Annotated in this window: 16 protein-coding genes; 8 read left to right on the forward strand and 8 right to left on the reverse strand. The window is 68.3% G+C overall.

What is annotated here, in order from left to right:
* Positions 1 to 97 precede the first annotated feature (97 nt).
* Entirely contained in the window at positions 98 to 463 is a 366-nt protein-coding gene (locus tag WS46_RS21285) for a hypothetical protein (RefSeq protein ID WP_059467440.1), read from the reverse strand.
* Between the two features lie 268 nt (positions 464 to 731).
* On the opposite strand from WS46_RS21285, the gene WS46_RS21290 reads away from it, so the two are divergent.
* From WS46_RS21290 to WS46_RS21300, 3 genes are all read left to right on the forward strand, one after another.
* The gene (locus tag WS46_RS21290; protein WP_059524229.1) at positions 732 to 2,168 is read left to right on the forward strand and encodes an aldehyde dehydrogenase family protein; all 1,437 of its coding nucleotides are present in this window, start codon (positions 732 to 734) and stop codon (positions 2,166 to 2,168) included.
* Positions 2,169 to 2,297: 129 nt separating this feature from the next.
* Positions 2,298 to 3,488, forward strand: coding sequence for a nitronate monooxygenase family protein (locus tag WS46_RS21295; protein ID WP_059691657.1), 1,191 nt, complete (start codon positions 2,298 to 2,300; stop codon positions 3,486 to 3,488).
* 66 nt (positions 3,489 to 3,554) lie between these two features.
* Positions 3,555 to 4,196, forward strand: a complete 642-nt coding sequence (locus WS46_RS21300; RefSeq protein WP_059691658.1) for an OmpW family protein — start codon at positions 3,555 to 3,557, stop codon at positions 4,194 to 4,196.
* Positions 4,197 to 4,272: 76 nt separating this feature from the next.
* Here the strand turns inward: WS46_RS21300 and WS46_RS21305 are convergent, their stop codons facing one another.
* A complete protein-coding gene (locus WS46_RS21305; protein WP_027784516.1) occupies positions 4,273 to 4,476 on the reverse strand; it encodes a DUF1289 domain-containing protein in 204 nt (67 codons plus the stop codon).
* A gap of 360 nt (positions 4,477 to 4,836) precedes the next feature.
* Here WS46_RS21305 and WS46_RS21310 point away from each other — a divergent pair, with 360 nt between their 5' ends.
* From WS46_RS21310 to WS46_RS21325, 4 genes are all read left to right on the forward strand, one after another.
* Positions 4,837 to 5,931: a polyamine ABC transporter substrate-binding protein gene (locus WS46_RS21310; RefSeq protein ID WP_059524232.1), complete on the forward strand. Its 1,095-nt coding sequence runs from the start codon at positions 4,837 to 4,839 to the stop codon at positions 5,929 to 5,931.
* Positions 5,932 to 6,017: 86 nt separating this feature from the next.
* On the forward strand, positions 6,018 to 7,178 hold the full coding sequence (locus WS46_RS21315) for an ABC transporter ATP-binding protein (RefSeq protein ID WP_059524233.1): 1,161 nt from the start codon (positions 6,018 to 6,020) through the stop codon (positions 7,176 to 7,178).
* Positions 7,175 to 8,104: an ABC transporter permease subunit gene (locus WS46_RS21320; RefSeq protein ID WP_059691659.1), complete on the forward strand. Its 930-nt coding sequence runs from the start codon at positions 7,175 to 7,177 to the stop codon at positions 8,102 to 8,104. The genes WS46_RS21315 and WS46_RS21320 overlap by 4 nt, the downstream gene beginning before the upstream one ends.
* Positions 8,101 to 8,922: an ABC transporter permease subunit gene (locus WS46_RS21325; protein ID WP_059691660.1), complete on the forward strand. Its 822-nt coding sequence runs from the start codon at positions 8,101 to 8,103 to the stop codon at positions 8,920 to 8,922. Before WS46_RS21320 ends, WS46_RS21325 begins: the two co-directional genes overlap by 4 nt.
* 86 nt (positions 8,923 to 9,008) lie before the next feature.
* On the opposite strand, the gene WS46_RS21330 is transcribed toward WS46_RS21325, so the two are convergent.
* The 4 genes from WS46_RS21330 to WS46_RS21345 all read right to left on the reverse strand — a co-directional run bounded on the left by WS46_RS21330 (position 9,009) and on the right by WS46_RS21345 (position 14,172).
* The gene (locus WS46_RS21330; RefSeq protein WP_082721983.1) at positions 9,009 to 10,619 is read right to left on the reverse strand and encodes a ricin-type beta-trefoil lectin domain protein; all 1,611 of its coding nucleotides are present in this window, start codon (positions 10,617 to 10,619) and stop codon (positions 9,009 to 9,011) included.
* Between the two features lie 137 nt (positions 10,620 to 10,756).
* Positions 10,757 to 11,563 (reverse strand): sulfite exporter TauE/SafE family protein, encoded by an 807-nt coding sequence (locus WS46_RS21335; RefSeq protein ID WP_059691662.1) that lies wholly within the window; start codon positions 11,561 to 11,563, stop codon positions 10,757 to 10,759.
* Positions 11,564 to 11,581: 18 nt separating this feature from the next.
* On the reverse strand, positions 11,582 to 13,273 hold the full coding sequence (locus tag WS46_RS21340) for a bifunctional protein tyrosine phosphatase family protein/NAD(P)/FAD-dependent oxidoreductase (RefSeq protein WP_059691663.1): 1,692 nt from the start codon (positions 13,271 to 13,273) through the stop codon (positions 11,582 to 11,584).
* A gap of 29 nt (positions 13,274 to 13,302) precedes the next feature.
* Complete coding sequence (locus WS46_RS21345; protein WP_373558368.1) at positions 13,303 to 14,172, reverse strand: MBL fold metallo-hydrolase; 870 nt, start codon at positions 14,170 to 14,172, stop codon at positions 13,303 to 13,305.
* Positions 14,173 to 14,436: 264 nt separating this feature from the next.
* On the opposite strand from WS46_RS21345, the gene WS46_RS21350 reads away from it, so the two are divergent.
* The gene (locus WS46_RS21350; RefSeq protein ID WP_059691665.1) at positions 14,437 to 15,819 is read left to right on the forward strand and encodes a sigma-54-dependent Fis family transcriptional regulator; all 1,383 of its coding nucleotides are present in this window, start codon (positions 14,437 to 14,439) and stop codon (positions 15,817 to 15,819) included.
* Between the two features lie 68 nt (positions 15,820 to 15,887).
* Here WS46_RS21350 and WS46_RS21355 read toward each other — a convergent pair whose 3' ends face one another.
* Complete coding sequence (locus WS46_RS21355) at positions 15,888 to 16,916, reverse strand: MerR family transcriptional regulator (RefSeq protein ID WP_059691666.1); 1,029 nt, start codon at positions 16,914 to 16,916, stop codon at positions 15,888 to 15,890.
* A 123-nt stretch (positions 16,917 to 17,039) separates the two neighbouring features.
* Positions 17,040 to 18,611, reverse strand: coding sequence for an efflux transporter outer membrane subunit (locus WS46_RS21360; RefSeq protein ID WP_059691667.1), 1,572 nt, complete (start codon positions 18,609 to 18,611; stop codon positions 17,040 to 17,042).

Consider the following 18,611-nt stretch of genomic DNA (forward strand, 5'->3'; position numbering starts at 1 on the left):
TGTCAGGTCGGGCGTGGCGCCCGCGATCGCGATTCGACGCGGCGGCGCCGTTTCCCGCAGGCAGCCGCTTGCACCACCTCGCGCGCCGCCCGGCGCGTCAATCCGCGAGCCGCTTGTCGGCGAGCGCCTTGCAGCAGTCCTCGTACACCCATTGCACGAGTTTCGCCCGGTAGTCGAGATCGTCGGTATCGACGATTTCCTCGACCGCGTCGCGCGCCCACGACGCGTCGACGAAATCGGCGTGCCGCTTTGCGATGTCCTGCGCCAGCGCGGCCAGCTTCGCGATCGCGAGCCAGTCGGACTGCCGGTGGTGGCGGTCGAGCCAGCGGTGTGCGGCCTGCACCTGGAACGACGCGTCCGGCCAGGATTCATTCAGGTAAAACGCGCCGAGATTGCCGCAGGTGAGCCAGCACAGCAGCTCCAGGCGATCTTGCGAGCCGAGGATATGGGGTGCGTCGGTCATGGCAGCGCTCACGAAAGCATCGATTCCGGGTGGCGCGGCCTGCAGCAGCCGGCGCCGATACTAAAAACATAGCACGATGCGGGGCCCGAGGTGCGACCTCGTGACGCGCCGGCGCGGCGCGGATGCCGCGGTGGCGGGAAGCGGGCGTCCGGCGCCCGGTCCCAGGCGTCCGCGCGGGCCGTTCGACGACGCTCGAAGTCACGCTCGGCGTCGTCGCGGAGCCGCGCCGCACTCGTTAGAATGGCCGTTTTCCGGGAGACAGGAAGCGATGAAAATCTACGATCAGTTCTATATCGACGGCGCATGGCGCAAACCGGCCGGAACGGGCACGATCGACGTGATCGACTCGGGCACCGAGGCCGTGATCGGCCGGATTCCCGAGGGCGTGGCGTCGGACGCGCAGGACGCGATCCGCGCGGCGCGCGCGGCATTCGACGCATGGGCCGCGACGCCGGCCGCGACGCGCGCGGCCTATCTGCGCAAGATCGTCGAGCGTCTGCAGGCGCGCAGCGAGGAACTCGCGCAGTCGATCACCGGCGAAGTCGGGATGCCGATCAAGCTGTCGCGCGCGATCCAGGTCGGCGGTCCGATCTACAACTGGAAGGCATACGCGAAGCTCGCCGAATCGTTCGAATTCGAGGCGAAGGTCGGCAACTCGTTGGTGGTGCGCGAGCCGGTCGGCGTCGTCGCGGCGATCACGCCGTGGAACTACCCGCTCAACCAGATCACGCTGAAGGTCGCGCCGGCGCTGGCGGCCGGCTGCACGGTCGTCCTGAAGCCGTCCGAAGTCGCGCCGCTCAACGCGTTCATGCTCGCCGAGGCGATTCACGAAGCGGGCCTGCCGGCGGGGGTGTTCAACCTCGTGTGCGGTTATGGCCCGGTCGTCGGCGAGGTGCTGGCGACCGATCCGGACGTCGACATGGTGTCGTTCACGGGTTCGACGCGCGCCGGCAAGCGCGTGGCCGAACTCGCGGCGGCGGGCGTGAAGCGCGTCGCGCTCGAACTGGGCGGCAAGTCGGCGTCGGTGATTCTCGACGATGCCGATTTCGCGGCGGCGGTGAAGGGCACGGTCAACGCGTGCTACCTGAACGCGGGCCAGACCTGTTCGGCGCACACGCGGATGCTGGTGCCGGAGGCGCGCTACGACGAGGCGCGCGCGATCGCGAAGGCGGCAGCCGAAGCGTATGTCGCGGGCGACCCGCGTCAGGAAACGACGCGCCTCGGCGCACTCGCATCGGCCGTGCAGCAACAGCGCGTGCAGGCCTACATCCAGCGCGGAATCGACGACGGCGCGGAACTCGTGACCGGCGGCACGGGCCTGCCGGAAGGGCTCGCGAAGGGTTTCTTCGTGAAGCCGACGGTGTTCGGCCGCGTCGATCCGAAATCGACGATCGCGCAGGAAGAGATCTTCGGGCCGGTGCTGTCGATCATCACGTATCGCGACGAAGACGAAGCCGTGCGCATCGCGAACGATTCGCCGTACGGGCTCGGCGGCGCGGTATGGGCGGGCAGCGACGAACGCGCGATGCGCGTCGCGCGCCGCATCCGCACGGGGCAGGTCGACATCAACGGCGGCACGTGGAACGGCGCCGCGCCGTTCGGCGGCTACAAGCAGTCGGGACACGGCCGCGAAAACGGCGTGTACGGGCTCGAAGAGTATCTCGAATACAAGTCGATGCAGCTCAAGCCGGTGAATCCGGCCTGAGCGTTTCACGCCGCATGACCCGGAACGGCACGCTCGCGTGCCGTTTTTTTATTGACCGCCGTCAAGGTGCGCGCCGGTGGATCCGTCGATCATCGCGTTTCCGATTTCCGATGTTTCGACGAGGTTCAGATGACCGCACGCACTTCCTTCCCGCCGCTCACGATTCGCGGCCGCACCTTGCTGCCCGTGGTGCAGGGCGGCATGGGCGTCGGCATCTCAGCGCACCGCCTCGCGGGCAGCGTCGCGCGCGAAGGCGCGCTCGGCACGATCGCGAGCATCGATCTGCGTCACCACCATGCGGACTTGCTCGCACGCTGTCGCGCGAATCCCGATCGCGCGACGCTGGAGGCCGCGAACCTCGAGGCGCTCGCGCGCGAGATTCGCCTCGCGAAGACCTACGGCGAAGGACGCGGGATGATCGCGGTCAACGTGATGAAGGCGGTGAGCGCGCATGCGGACTACGTGCGCGTCGCGTGCGACGAAGGCGCGGACGCGATCGTGATGGGCGCAGGCCTGCCGCTCGATCTGCCCGATCTCACGCAGGGTCATGACATCGCGCTGATTCCGATCCTGTCGGACAGCCGCGGGATCGCGCTGGTGCTGAAGAAGTGGATGAAGAAGGGGCGGCTGCCCGACGCGATCGTGATCGAGCATCCCGCGCATGCGGGCGGCCACCTCGGCGTCACGCAGATCGACGACATGCACGATGCGCGCTTCGATTTCGCGCGCGTGCTCGACGAGACCGCGCAGGTGATGGCGTCGCTCGGTCTCGCACGCGACACGATCCCGCTGATCGTCGCGGGCGGGATCAACAGTCACGACACGGTGCGTGCGGCGCTCGCGGCCGGCGCGAACGGCGTCCAGGTGGGAACGCCGTTCGCGGTGACGGAAGAGGGCGATGCGCATCCGAACTTCAAGCGCGTGCTGGCCGATGCGCTGCCCGAGGACATCGTCGAATTCGTCAGCGTGACGGGGCTGCCGGCGCGCGCGGTGAAGACCCCGTGGCTCGATCGCTACCTGCGCAACGAAACGCGCATTCGCGACAAGCTCGGCGCGTTCAAGCAGCGCTGCCCGACCGCGCTCGAGTGCCTGAGCGTCTGCGGACTGCGCGACGGCATCGAAAAGTTCGGCCATTTCTGCATCGACACGCGGCTCTCGGCCGCGTTGCGCGGCGACGTCGCGAACGGCCTGTTCTTCCGCGGCCGCGAAGCGCTGCCGTTCGGCAACGCGATCCGAAGCGTGCGCGATCTGCTCGACCTGCTGCTGACGGGCCGTGCGACGGAGCCTGCGACAAACCGTCCAATGTTTACGCTGGCTTGACGGATATCAAGACGACGCAAAGACCCTACGTGGAGAATGGAATAAATTCTACAAGGGGTCCGTACCATGCACAAAACGATTCGAACATGCATCACCGCTGCCGCCGTGGCGGCGAGCCTCGTCACGATGCCCTCGCTGTCGCACGCGGCGTCGGCGGGAGACGGGATCAACCAGGGTGACGTCCTGGTCCGGCTGCGCGCGATCAGCATCCAGCCGAACGAGCGCGCGAGCGACACGCTCGGCGCGATCAATACCGGCGTGAACAACGCGATCGTGCCGGAACTCGACTTCACGTACATGATCCGCGACTACCTGGGCGTGGAGCTGATTCTGGGCACGTCGCGGCACCAGATGACGTCGAGCCTCGGCAATCTCGGCGGCGTGGGCGTGCTGCCGCCGACGCTGCTGCTGCAGTACCACTTCAACCATGCCGGCAAGGTGCGTCCGTACGTCGGCGCGGGCCTGAACTACACGTACTTCTACAACAACGGGCTCAACGTCGGCGGGGAAGGCGTGTCGATCAACAAGAGCAGCTTCGGTCCCGCGCTGCAGTTCGGCGTCGACGTGCAGTTGACGAAGAAGGTGTTCATGAACGTCGACGTGAAGAAGATCTGGATGAGCACCGATGCGACGCTCGGCGACAAGGGCATCGGCACGCTGCACATCGATCCGTTGATCGTCGGCGTGGGCGTCGGGATGAAGTTCTAGACGCGAGCGAAAAAGAACAGAGTTGGGGTTGGCGGCATGGCAGTCGGCATGCCGCTCTTTTTTTTGTGCGGCGGATTTACAGCTTGTCGTACTGAAAGCGCATCGCGGTGCCTTCGCGCGTGATGCGCTCCCACACCGCGCGTTTCTCGTCGTCGCTCAGGAATACCCAGTTCGACACTTCGCCGGCCGTGCGGCCGCAGCCCTTGCAGACTTCGTCGAAGAGGGTCGAGCACACGCCGATGCAGGGGCTGTCGGGCAGGTCGTGGAGGTTGGAGGCCATCGGAAGGGTTCGCGCGTTGAATCGTCAGGGCGTCATTTTAATGCATCGCGACGACGCACCCCGGCCGTGATCCCGGCGGCGCGACGGCCACCTCTCCGGACGGTGTCGCGGCCGCCTTCTTTTCCTGATGGACAGATGCCGATTACCCGATAGAATTCCCTCGGAACGCCCCGCTGCGCGGGCCGCCCGAGCGGCCGGCCGCGGCAATCTGTTCCGTTTGCGCGACACCGGCATGATTTTTTTGTGACGGAGCGCGAATGGTGGTAGCGTTCGGGGTTTTCGAGGGGCGGCGTGCCGGGATGCGCCGCCATGACGAGTCAGACGGCAGCCGGACACGGGTTCGGCCGGAGGGAGAACGGGATGAAAGCAAAGGTAGTGGGCCGGTTCGCAGCGCTTGCGCTGTGCGTGGGTGCATCGGCGGCGGCGGCGAAGGATACGCAGCTCAATGTCTATAACTGGTCCGATTACATTGCGAAGGACACGATCCCGAACTTCGAGAAGCAGGCGGGCGTCAAGGTTCGCTACGACAACTACGACAGCGACGACACGCTGCAGGCGAAGCTGCTGACCGGCAGCTCGGGCTACGACATCGTCGTGCCGACCAGCAACTATGCGGGCAAGCAGATCGCGGCCGGCATCTTCACGCCGCTCGACAAGTCGAAGCTGCCGAACCTCAAGTACCTCGATCCGCAGCTGATGGCGCTCGTCGCCGGCGCGGACCCGGGCAACAAGTATTCGGTGCCCTGGGCGTACGGCACGACCGGTCTCGCGTACAACCTGACGAAGGCGCAGCAGGCGCTCGGCAAGGTTCCGCTCGACAACTGGGACATCCTGTTCAAGCCGGAAAACATCTCGAAGCTGAAGACCTGCGGCGTGTCGGTGCTCGACGCGCCTGACCAGATGTTCGCGGCGGCGCTGCACTACATCGGCAAGGATCCGATGAGCACGAACCCGGCCGACTACAAGGCCGCGATGGAAGTGCTGAAGAAGATCCGCCCGTACATCACGCAGTTCAACTCGTCGGGCTACATCAACGACCTGGTCGGCGGCGATATCTGCTTCGCGTTCGGCTGGTCGGGCGACGTCGTGATCGCGAAGCATCGCGCGATCGAGGCGAAGAAGCCGTACAAGGTCGAGTACTACATTCCGAAGGGCGGCGCGCCGGTCTGGTTCGACGTGATGGCGATCCCGAAGGACGCGAAGAACAAGGACGCCGCGCTGCAGTGGATCAACTACATCGAGGATCCGAAGGTGCACGCGGCGATCACGAACGCCGTGTACTACCCGAGCGCGAACGCCGAGGCACGCAAGTACGTGCGGCCGGACGTCGCGAACGACCCGGCCGTCTACCCGCCGGCCGACGTCGTGAAGACGCTGTTCCTGCTCAAGCCGCTGCCGCCTGAAATCCAGCGTCTGCAGACGCGTCTGTGGACCGAGCTGAAATCGGGCCGCTGAAGCGAGCCGGAGCAGGCCAGCAGTCATGAAGCCCCTGGTGTCCCCGGGGGCTTTGTTCGTCAAACGCAGGAGAGAAGCAGCACATCATGAATAGCCAGTCGGGTGCGCCGGTCGCGGGCGCGCCGTCCTTCGTTCCTTCGTCCGGCGCCGATGCGCGCGCCGAGAACTTTGTCCAGATTGTCGACGTCGTCAAGAAATTCGGCGAGACCGAAGTGGTACGCAACGTGAACCTGACGGTGCGCCAGGGCGAGCTGTTCGCGCTGCTCGGCAGCTCGGGTTCCGGCAAGTCGACGCTGCTGCGCATGCTCGCGGGTCTCGAAACCGTCACGTCGGGCAAGATCCTGATCGACGGCGAGGACCTCGCGCAGATGCCGCCGTACAAGCGGCCCGTGAACATGATGTTCCAGTCGTATGCGCTGTTCCCGCACATGTCGGTCGAATCGAACGTCGCATACGGCCTCAAACAGGAAGGCACGCCGAAGGCGGAGCTGAAGGAGCGCGTCGCGGCGGCGCTCGAGCTCGTGCAGATGAGCAAGTACGCGAAGCGCAAGCCGCACCAGCTGTCGGGCGGCCAGCAGCAGCGCGTCGCGCTCGCGCGTTCGCTCGTCAAGCGCCCGAAGGTGCTGCTGCTCGACGAGCCGATGTCGGCGCTCGACAAGCAGATCCGCCAGCGCACGCAGATCGAGCTCGTCAACATCCTGAACAAGGTCGGCGTCACCTGCATCATGGTCACGCACGACCAGGAAGAGGCGATGACGATGGCGAACCGGCTCGCCGTGATGAGCGAAGGGCAGATCGTGCAGATCGGCTCGCCGAACGAAGTCTACGAATATCCGAACAGCCGCTTCTCGGCCGAGTTCATCGGCTCGACCAACCTGTTCGAAGGCGTCACCGTCGAGGACGAACCCGACCACGTGTACATCGAATCGCCGGAGCTGCCGAGCCGCCTGTACGTGAGCCACGGGATCACGGGCCCGCTCGGAATGCCGGTCACGGTGTCGGTGCGCCCCGAGCGGATCGCGCTCACGCGCAAGCCGCCCGAAGGCGCGTTCAACTGGGCGCGCGGCAAGATCACCAACGTCGCGTACATGGGCGGCTATTCGCTGTATCACGTGAAGCTCGATGCGGGCAAGACGGTGATCGCGAACGTGTCGAGCCTCGCGATCTCCGAGCTCGACACACCGTCGCTCGGCGACGAGATCTACGTGCGCTGGAGCGCGACCGCGGGCGTGGTGCTGACGTCATGAGCACGCTCAAGTCCCTGCTCGCATGGCCCGTGCGGCGCTTCAATCTGACCGGCGGCTCGGCGGTCGTCGCGGGGCCGTATACGTGGCTCGTGCTGTTCTTCCTCGTGCCGTTCGTGCTGGTCGTGAAGATCAGCTTCGCGGAGCTGCAGCTCGGCATTCCGCCGTATACGGAACTCGCGTCATACGCGGACGGCGTGGTGCACATCGCGCTGAACCTGTCGCACTATGCGTTCCTGCTCACCGACAGCCTGTATTTCGCGACCTACGTGAATTCGGTGGTGGTCGCGGCGATCACGACGCTGCTGTGCCTGCTGATCGGCTATCCGATGGCGTATTACATCGCGCGTTCGAACCCGGCGACCCGCAACCTGCTGATGATGGGCGTGATGCTGCCGTTCTGGACGTCGTTCCTGATCCGCGTGTATGCGTGGATCGGAATCCTGAAGAACAACGGCCTCCTGAACAACTTCCTGATGTGGATCGGCCTGACCCACACGCCGATCGAGCTGTACCGCACGAACTACGCGGTGTACATCGGGATGGTGTATTCGTACCTGCCGTTCCTCGTGATGCCGCTGTACGCGCACCTCGTGAAGATGGACCTGCGCCTGCTCGAAGCCGCGTACGACCTGGGAGCCAGGCCGTGGAGGGCGTTCGTGCAGATCACGCTGCCGCTGTCGAAGAACGGGATCATCGCGGGCTGCCTGCTGGTGTTCATTCCGGCGGTCGGCGAGTACGTGATTCCGGAGCTGCTCGGCGGCGCGAACACGCTGATGATCGGCCGCGTGATGTGGAATGAGTTCTTCAACAACGCAGACTGGCCGATGGCGTCGGCCGTGACCTGCGCGATGGTGCTGCTGCTGCTCGTGCCGATGGCGATGTTCCAGCACTTCCAGGCGAAGGAGCAGGAGGGCCGCCGTCGATGAAGCCGAATCGTTACCTGCAGTTCGCGGCGCTGTTCGCCGGTTTCGCGTTCCTGTACATCCCGATCATCAGCCTGATCGTCTATTCGTTCAACGAGTCGAAGCTCGTCACCGTGTGGTCGGGCTTCTCGTTCCGCTGGTACTCGGCGCTCGTGGAGGACGACGAACTGCTGACGGCCGCATGGCTGTCGCTGAAGATCGGCGTGCTGACCGCGTTCGCGTCGGTGTTCATCGGCACGTGGGCCGGCTTCGTGCTCGCGCGGATGGGCCGCTTTCGCGGCTTCGCGCTGTTCAGCGGGATGATCAACGCGCCGCTGGTGATTCCCGAAGTGATCCAGGGGATCTCGCTGCTGCTGCTGTTCATCGAACTGGCGAAGTGGATCGGCTGGCCGGCCGAGCGCGGCGTGTTCACGATCTGGCTGGGCCACGTGATGCTGTGCATCTCGTACGTCGCGATCATCGTGCAGTCGCGCGTGCGCGAACTGAACCCGTCGCTCGAGGAAGCCGCGCTCGATCTGGGCGCGACGCCGCTGAAGGTGTTCTTCACGATCACGCTGCCGCTGATCTCGCAGGCGCTGATCGCGGGCTGGCTGCTGTCGTTCACGCTGTCGATCGACGACCTCGTGCTGTCGGCGTTCCTGTCGGGCCCCGGCTCGACGACGCTGCCGCTCGTCGTGTTCTCGCGCGTGCGCCTCGGCCTGAACCCGGAGATGAACGCGCTCGCGACGCTGTTCATCGTCGCGGTGACGGCGGGCGTGGTGATCGCGAACTTCGTGATGCTGCGTCAGGAGCGCAAGCGGGTGGCCGCGTTCGTGACCTGACGCGCGCACGGCCGTCGTCATGAAAAACGCCCGGTGCCGACGTCGAGTCGGACCGGGCGTTTTCCTTATGTGCCGCGCCGAGGCGCTCAGTATGCGAAGCTCTTGCCGGGCGTCTTCCACACTGCCGTGGCCATAGTGCAGGCCTGCAGCGTCACGGCGCTGCCGGCCGGCGCGAGGCAGCGGCCGGTGGCCTGCGACACGAGTTGCGCTGTGCCCGGCAGCGTGCCGGCCTTCACCTGCCACTGCTGGCTCGCCGTGCCGGGCACGCAGGTGCGCAGCAGCGCGCCGTTGGCCGAGCCGGGCGCCTGCGCCGTGAGGCAGTAGCTGTACTTGGTCTGCAGCGTGCCGTCGCCGGCCACGACCCACAGTTGCGGATTGAAGTGCGTGCCGCCGGATGCGCGCACCGACGCGAGCGTCGGGCATGCGCCGAGCGTTGCGACGCTGCCGTCGGTCAGGCCGCCCGACGCCGTCAGGCACGCGCCGCCGCTTTTCACGAGGCCGGCGGCCGATTGCTGCGGCCCGCCGATCAGCGTGGCGACGCCATTCGCTTGCGACGCGTTCGCATAGCTCGCCGGACACGACTTGTTGACCGTGACCGAGGGTGCCGGGACCGACACCGCGTTGCCGATCGCGTCATACGCGCGAATGCTGAACTGCGCGTCCGTATGCGCGATCGACGCGCAGCTCGTGCGGCTCGAGTTCCAGTCGAAATATTCGACCCACTGGCTGATCCAGCCGACGGGCACCTGCGTCTGCGTGGTGCCGACGTAGATGCTGCCGATATCGAAGCTGTCGCCGGTTGTACCGTTCGTCACGTCGGTCACGTTGCTCTTGAACCAGCCGGGGCCCTGGCTCGTGTCCGGCGTGATGCGGAACCGGTACGTGTGGCCCGCGTGCCATTCGTAGCGATAGCGGCATTGCGCGCCCGCGCTGCCGTCCGTCGCCGAGCCGCTGACCGTGCAATAGCTTCCCGCGCCGATGCCCGCGCTCGCGGGCGTGCCGGGTTTGGCGGCGGTCGCGCCCCACAGGCTGAACAGGAACTGCTTGCCGACGCCTTCGCTGGCCGACACCAGCTCGGTCGACTGCAGGCCGGTGTAGCCGTTGAGCGAACCGATCTGGTTCGACCAGAAGACGTTCGAGTTCGGGCCCGGGTCCGTTGCCGGCGTGATGAACAGGTCGAGCGTGCCGACGCTGCGTACCGTCGACGGGAACCACGTGTCGCTGTAAAGCCCCGGCGTCGAGCCGAGGAAACCGGACAGCGTCGGCGCGGTGGCGGCCGTCAGCGTCGCGAGCCCTGCGGCCGTATCGGCCGTGATCGTGAAGCTGCGCGCGCCTGCCGGCGGCAACGCCGCGACCGGCGGCACACCGAGCGTGAAGCCGAGCGTGCAGGTGCCGCCCGCCGGCACCGTCATGCCCGACAACGCGATGCGCGACGTGCCGTCGTCGGTGAGCGTGCCGCCACACGTGCTGGTGAGGCCGCTCGCGCTGAAACCGGATGGCATGCCGATGAAGAGCCCGGCGGCAGCGGGCGCGGTGCCGGTGTTGGCGAGCTTGAGCGTTGCCTTGTCGGTTCCGCCGACCGACGGGGAGAGACTGGCGAGCGTCAGCGTCGCCGTATAGGCGGATGCGGCTAGCGCGGTGAGTGGCGTCAACAGCAGTGCGGCAAGTGCCGCGCTTCCTCGTTTACCGATGTGCATGACCGGACTCCAGGGTTCTTGTTGGTGTCGACGCGCCGGGCAACGGCGCGCGGGGAGTCTAGCATGCGGCTTGCGGCGGTTTTGCGACGGCGGGGGCGGCTCCGGCGCAGGACGCGGGGCGATCCCCGCGTCCCGGTTCACGCGCCGAACGCCGCCTTCGCCAGCAACCCGAGCGCGACGCAGACGAGCACCGCAGCGAAGCCGGCCTGCACGTGCCGCGCGGACAGGTGCCGGGACGCATTGCGTCCGATCGCCATGCCGATTGCGGTCGCGACCGTGAACCACAGCATCATGTCGAGCGGCGCGCGCGTGCCCGACACGAGCGTCGCGAGCACGCCGCCGGTGCCGACCAGCGCGATCACCATCAGCGACGTCGCGACCACGCCGTGCATCGACACGTTCGTGAACTTGCGCAGCATCGGCACGATCACGAAGCCGCCGCCGACGCCGAGCAAGCCCGTCATCAGCCCCGTCACCGCGCCGGTCGACGCGAGCGCGAGCCCGACCGGCCAGGACCACACGAGGCGGCCCGTATCGGGATTCACGCGGCCGACGCACAACCGCGATTCGTCCGCGTCGCCGGAGGCGTGGCGCAGTGCCTGCCGCAGCAGGCGGCCCGCGACGACCAGCATCGTCAGCGCGAACAGCGCCAGCAGCACGCGTTGCGGCAGCACGTGCGCGAGCTTCACGCCGAGCGTCGTGAGCGGCACGCCCGCCATGGCCATCAACAGTGCCGCGCGATAGCGCACGAGCCCGCGACGAAACCCTTCGAGCGCGCCGAGCGCGGCGCTGCCGGCGACCGCGACGAGCGCGACGGGCGTGGCCTGCTGCATCGGCCAGCCCATCCCGACGACGAGTGCGGGTACCGCGAGAATGCCGCCGCCCGCGCCGGTGAGGCCGAGCACGGCGCCGACGAGGCTGCCGAGTACGAGGGAAATCAGCATGGTGTCATCGGGTTCCGGTCAACGTGCGATCGCGGGCTTCGCGAGCCATTCGCGGCCCTTGAGCATTGCCTTCCAGTAGAGCGGCGGCAGCAGGCGCTCCTTGAGCAGCCACGCGAGCCGGGACGGACGCCGGCCGTCGATCAGCCACGCGGGGAAGGTCGGCGCGACCTTGCCGCCGTAGAGGAATTCGGCGAGCACGATCTTGCCGCGCTCGACGGTGAGCGGGCACGACCCGTAGCCGTCGTACGCGGCGTCGCCGTGCGCGCGGCCCAGCGACGCGAGCACGTTGTGCGCGACGACGGGCGCCTGCTTGCGCGCGGCCGCGGCGGTTTTCGCGTTGGTCGTGTTGGTGACGTCGCCGAGCGCGAAGATGTCCGCGAACTGCTTGTGCCGCAGCGTCGCCGGATCGACGTCGATCCAGCCGGCCGCATCGGCGAGCGGGCTCGCGCGCACGAAATCGGGCGCCTTCTGCGGCGGCACGACGTGGATCATGTCGAACGCGCGCTCGACGGTTTCCGTGCCGCCGTCGGGCAACGCGCGCCGGAACGTCGCGCGTCGCGCGGGCCCGTCGATCGCGACGAGGTTGTGGCCGAACGACAGCGCGATGTCGTAGCGTTTCACGTACTCCATCAGCGCGGGCACGTAGTCGGCGACCCCGAACAGCGCGGCGCCCGCATTCAGGAACTCGACGTTCGCGGCGCCGAGGCGGCCCGTGCGCCGCCAGTGATCGCACGACAGGTACATCGCCTTCTGCGGCGCGCCCGCGCACTTGATCGGCATCGGCGGTTGCGTGAACAGCGCGTTGCCGCCGCGGAACGCCTGCACCAGTTCCCACGTGTACGGTGCGAGGTCGTAGCGATAGTTCGACGTGACGCCGTTGCGGCCGAGCGTTTCCGCGAGGCCGTCGATCGCGTGCCAGTCGAGCTTGAGCCCCGGACACACGATCAGCTTGCGGTAGCCGATGCGCCGGCAGCCGTCGAGCACCACGGTGTGCGCGTCGGGCTCGAAGCCGGCGACGGCGGCCTGGATCCATTTCACGCCGCGCAGCAGCAGGTCGACGATCCGGCGCGCGGTCGTGTCGGGCCGGAACACGCCCGCGCCGACCATCGTCCAGCCGGGCTGGTAGTAGTGCGTCTCGGCCGGGTCGATCACCGCGATATCGAGCGATGCGTCGCGCGCAAGCAGGCTCGACGCGACCGCGACGCCGGCCGCGCCCGCGCCGACGATCACGATGTCGTGCCGCGCGTCGACGGCCGGCGCGGCCAGGCGGCCGTCCTGCGCGAGTCCTTGCGCGGAGCCTCGTGTGAGACGCGGCGCGAGCGCGGCGAGGTCATAGCCGGCCGCGGCGGCGATCGCGACGATGTCGCCGGCCGGACGCCTGTCGGCCTGAGACAGCGCCCACAGCGTCGCCGAGCGCGTGCCGCTGCGGCAGTATGCGAGTACCGGGCCCGCGAGCGACGCGACGAGCGCGTCGAACTGCCGGGCCTGATCGTCGGTGACCTTGCCGGTGTCGACGGGCAGGTAATGGACGGCGATGCCGCGCGGTGCGGCGGCGGCGCGAATCTCGGCGACGGTCGGCTGGTCGGCGCCTTCGCCGTCCGGGCGGTTGCAGACGATCGTGCGGATGCCGGCCGCGTGGAGCGCGGGCAGGTCGGTCGCGGCGATCTGGGGCGAGACCGACAGCAGGTCGGTCAGCGGGCGGATGGTCATGTCGGGGGTTCTCCGGTCGGGGCGGCGGCTCAGATCGCGTCGAGCGGGATCTTCAGGTAACGCACGCCATTGTTTTCGGGCTCGGGCAGGTGGCCGGCACGCATGTTGACCTGCACGGACGGCAGCATCAGCACGGGCATGTCGAGCGTCGCGTCGCGTGCGGTGCGCATGGCGACGAAATCGTCCTCGGTCACACCGTCCTTCACATGCACGTTCGCGCGGCGCTGCTCCGCCACGGTCGTCACGAACTGCACGTCGCGGCCGCCCGGCTGGTAGTCGTGGCACAGGTACAGGCGCGTGTCGGGCGGCAGGGCGAGCACGCGCGCGATCGAGCGGTACAGCGTGCGTGCGTCGCCGCCCGGGAAGTCGCAGCGGGCGGTGCCGTAGTCGGGCATGAACAGCGTGTCGCCGACGAACGCGGCACGCTGCGTCGCGTCGTCGACGCAGTAGGTCAGGCACGCGGGCGTGTGGCCCGGCGTGTGCAGCGCGCGAATCGTGAGCGCGCCGAGCGCAAGCGTGTCGCCGTCGTCGAGCAGCCGATCGAACTGGCTGCCGTCCTGCGCAAAGCCCGGGCCGGCGTTGAACAGTGTGCCGAACACGTGCTGCACGCGGCGCACGTGCGAGCCGATCGCGATCTGCCCGCCGACACGCGCCTTCAGGTACGGCGCGGCCGACAGATGGTCGGCGTGCACGTGCGTTTCCAGCAGCCAGTGCACGGTCGCACCGAGTTCGGCGACGCGCGCGATCAGCCGGTCGGCGCTGGCGGTGCGCGTGCGGCCCGATTTCGGGTCGTAGTCGAGCACGCTGTCGATCAGCGCGCACGCGCGGCTCGCGGTGTCGAGCAACAGGTAGCTGACGGTATGGGTCGCCGGGTCGAAAAAGCCTTCGACCGACAGCATGGGGGCATGGCTCACGGGTTGTCCTCGATCGGGTTCTGCATCTGCAATCGGCGATTCCATGTTCAAGAAGCATGCCAATCCGCGTCGCGACGCCAGGCGATGTGGCAGGTACTTGATTCGGCTCGGATTTCTGGCCCGATCGCGGTGCGCCGCGGGCGCGGCCGACGGGGCATCGTCGAAGTCGACTGCCATGTATGGCAGTGCTGTGGCAGAATTGGCAGTCGGTCTGGCAGTCCGACTGTCCATCCATTCCCGAGCCGCCTCATGAATCCGCACGACACCATTCCGATCGTTCCCGCACCGTCGCGCGACGTCATGCCCGACGTACGCGCGCTCGTCGCGTATCTGGAGCAGGATCCGCAGCCGATGATCGTCGTCGATCCCGACTACCGCATCCTCGCGGCGAACGATGCGTACCGGCGCCAGTTCGGCGTGGCGGGTGTCGAGCACGTCGGCCGGCGCTGCTTCCAGGTCTCGCATCACTACGACGTGCCGTGCGATCAGGCCGGCGAGCATTGCCCGATGAAGCAGGCGCTCGAGTCGCGCAGCCTGAACCGCGTGCTGCACATTCACCATACGCCGCGCGGCCCCGAGCACGTCGATGTGGAGTTGCGGCCCATCTTCGATGCGCGCGGCGACGTGATCGCGTACGTCGAGCGGCTGACGACCGTGCGCAGCGCGTCCGCGCAGCCGAGCGCGGAAGGGCTCGTCGGCGGCGCCGACGCGTTCAATGCGGCGCTCGGCGCGCTGCAGCGCGTCGCGCCGTCGATGCTGCCGGTGCTGCTGCTCGGCGAATCGGGCACCGGCAAGGAACTGTTTGCGCGGGCGCTGCACGAGGCGAGCGCGCGCGCGATGGGGCCGTTCGTGGTCGTCGACTGTTCGGGCATCGCCGAGACGCTGTTCGAGAGCGAACTGTTCGGCTACGAGAAGGGGGCGTTTACCGGCGCGAACCAGCGCAAGCCGGGCCTCGTCGAGACCGCGCAGGGCGGCACGCTGTTTCTCGACGAGATCGGCGACGTGCCGCTGCCGATGCAGGTGAAGCTGCTGCGGCTGATCGAGTCGGGGACGTTCCGGCGCGTCGGCGGCGTCGAGGCGCTGCGCGCGGATTTCCGGCTCGTCGCGGCGACGCACAAGCCGCTGCGCGAGATGATCGACGACGGCCGGTTCCGGCAGGATCTCTACTACCGGATCAACGCGTTTCCGATTCCGCTGCCGCCGCTGCGCGAGCGGCGCGGCGACGTCGCGTTGCTGGCCGAATCGATCCTGCGGCGCATCGCGAACGCGCGTGCCGGCGCGGGCGATGCGAGCGCGCGACCGTTCGTGCTGACCGAGCATGCGCGTGCGTGCCTCGACGCATATGCATGGCCGGGCAACATCCGCGAGCTGCGCAACGTGCTCGAACGTGCGTGCCTGTTCGCGGACGACGGGACGATCCGCGTCGAGCATCTGCCGGCCGAGCTGGTCGCGGCGTCGGCCGCGTCGCACGCGCATGCGGCGGACACGCGTGGCGTGTCGGACGCGGAACTCGTGCGGATTGCCGGCACTTTCGACGGTACGCGCAAGCAGCTGGCCGAGCACGTCGGGTTGAGCGAGCGCACGCTGTACCGGCGGATGAAGGCGCTCGGGCTCGGCGTGCGCGAGCGGTGAGCGGAAGCCGGCGCGCTCGCGCGGGCGGCGCGTGAAACCACCACGCACAGCCCGCGGGGGCTACGCCGTCAACGCGCCGGCGCAAGCTGCGCCATCGCCTCGCGGATGAAACCGAGCAGCGTGTCGTCGACCCACGAATCCTTCGTCAGCGCCGGCTCGGTCATCATCGCATGCCGGAATTTCGCGTGCGTGGCCGGGTCGTTGCCCGCATAGCTGCGGAACAGGTCGAGCCAGCGTTGCGCGAGCGCGCGGCCTTCCGGCGAATCGGGCCGTGCGCCCGTATCGATCGCATCGCGCACGTCGCCCATCAGTTGCGGCCATTCCATCGCGTGTTCGCCGAAGTGCGCGCGCATGAAGCGGATCTCGTCCGGGTCGAGATACTTCTCGAAGATCCGCATCTTCGTTTCCGAGGACGCGCGCAGCACATAGTCGCGCAGCACGGTCGAGATGCCGAGTTTCGACTGCATCGCCGGTTCGCGCTCGTGCATCAGGTTCAGCGTCGCGAGCAGCCGCGGATCGTTGTTCGTGTCGCGCACGAGCAGCGCCATCCAGCGGCCGGCGAGCGCACGCACGCGCTCGTCCTCGGGCGGCACGCCCGCATCGTGCAGCGCACGCATGTCGGCGACGAGCGCGATCCATTCGGCGTCGCCCGCCTGGCTCTTGCGGTACATCGGCAGACGCGCGAGTTCTTCCTCGGAAAAATATTTGTCGTACACGGTCATCAACTCCAGTGTGGTGAGCCAATCGGCCAGTTCCGGCTCGGTGCCCGCGACGAGTTGCGCGTGCAGGTGCACGAGCCGCTCGCGCAGCTGCGCGGCCTGCGCGAGCTGGTGATCGAGCGACGCGATCTGCTTCGCGACGAGCTCGACGAGCGGGGTGCCGGGCTGGTTCAGGTATTCGCCGATTTCGGCAAGCGACAGTCCGAAGCGACGCAGGGCCTGGATCTGGTGGAGCCGGGCGATGTCGTCGCGGTCGTACAGCCGGTAGCCGTTGTCGGCGCGCGCCGAAGGCGTCAGGAGGCCGATCGCGTGATAGTGATGAAGCGTGCGGACGGTCAGGCCGCTGCGTTTCGCCAGTTCTCCCACTTTCAGCCGCATGGTGTCCTCCGTTCGGTGCGCACACTGGAGTCTCGAACGTTACGCTACGTGAGGGTCAAGCGGAAGATCGCGGATCGGCGCGCGGGGTGGTTCCGCGCGCCATGCGTCCGGGGCAAGGGCGCGTTATTGCGGTGACGGCGGCGCGTCGGGCGTGGCCGCGCGTGCCTGGGCGGCGGGAGCGTCTTGATCCGCGTTGCCGGCGTGGCCTGCCGTCGCTGCGTTGCCGGTCGGCTCGACTGGCGGCGTGCCCATCGCCTGATAGAGCCGCGCGGTATCCGCGAAGCGTGCGCCCGTCGCGCGAATCTCGTCGAGCCGCGCGTTGCGGTACTGCAGCTCGCTCGCGCGCGCCGCCGACGGCGGCAACGCGCCGAGCCGCACGCGGGCGGCCGCGTCGTCGTACGCGCCGCGCGCGGACAGCGCGGCCCGCGACGACGCATCGAGCGCCTCCGCGTCGTGCTCGAGCGCGGCGAGCGAATCGGCGACGTTCTGGAACGCGCTCAGCACGGTCTGCCTGTACTGGTCGACCGCGGCTTCGTAAGTGGCCTTCGCCGCACGCCGCTGCGCGAGCAGCGCGCCGCCGTGGAACAGCGGCTGGCTCAGCGACGCCCCGACGTTCCAGATCGCGCCGGCGCCCGACAGCATCGTCGGCCAGCTGAAGCCGCCTTTGCCCATGGCTGCCGACAGCGACAGCTGCGGGAACAGTTGCGCGGTCGCGACGCCGACTTCGGCGGCGGCCGCCTTCAGCCCCGCGTCGGCGGCCTGGATGTCGGGGCGGCTTTGCAGCAGGTCGGACGGCACGACCACGGGCACCTGCGTGGGGAGGTGCAGGTCGGCGAGCGTGAGGTCGGCGGGCGGCCGGTCGGGCGTGCGGCCGACCAGCACCGCCAGCGCATGGCGCGCCGAGTCGCGCTGCTGGCGCAGCGCGGGCAGGCTCGCGGCGAAGGTGTCCGCGCTTTGCCGTGCGTTCAGCGCGTCGCTGTGCGACGCCGAGCCGAGCGCGTAGCGGCGTTGCGCGTCGTGCGCCTGGTCGTTCGCGAGCGCGACGAGCCGTTCGGTCGTCTCGATCTGCGCGTTGAGCACGGACACCGTGATCGACGCGGTGACGATGTTCGCGGCGAGTGCCCGACGCGCCGATTCGAGCTGGAACGCGCTGACGTCGACGCGCTTCGCGAGCGCGCGGTTCGCGAAGCGCGACACGCCGAACAGGTCGATCGTGTAGCTCGCCTGCAGTTGCCCGACGAACGTGTCGTACAGCAGCGTCGGCGCGCCGAGCGCGGGGATCGGCACGCCGAGTGCGCGCTGGCGCGTGGCCTGGGCGCCCGCGTCGATCGACGGCAGCATCGAGCTGCCGATCTGCCCGCGCAACTGCTCGCGCGCGGCATCCAGCGAATGCGAAGCGGCGCTGAGCGTCGGGCTGTTGCGCAGCCCTTCGTCGACGAGCGCGTTCAGCGCATCGGAGCGGTACTGCGTCCACCAGTCGGGCACGGGCTGCGCGCCGACCTCGAACTGCTGCGCGACGCCTTGCGCGGCGACGGTCTGCTGCATTTGCGGCGCGGCGCCGTAATGCGCGGGCGACGGCATCGCGGGCGGCTCGCCGCTCGGCGCGAACCATGCGCAGCCGGCGAGCGGGCCGGCGAGGCTCGCGGCCGCGAGCGCCCACGCGGCCTTCGTTTTCAGGTTCATCGACAGTTCCAT

The sequence above is a fragment of the Burkholderia sp. RF4-BP95 genome, assembly GCF_001521985.1.
GTDB classification, from domain to species: domain Bacteria; phylum Pseudomonadota; class Gammaproteobacteria; order Burkholderiales; family Burkholderiaceae; genus Burkholderia; species Burkholderia diffusa.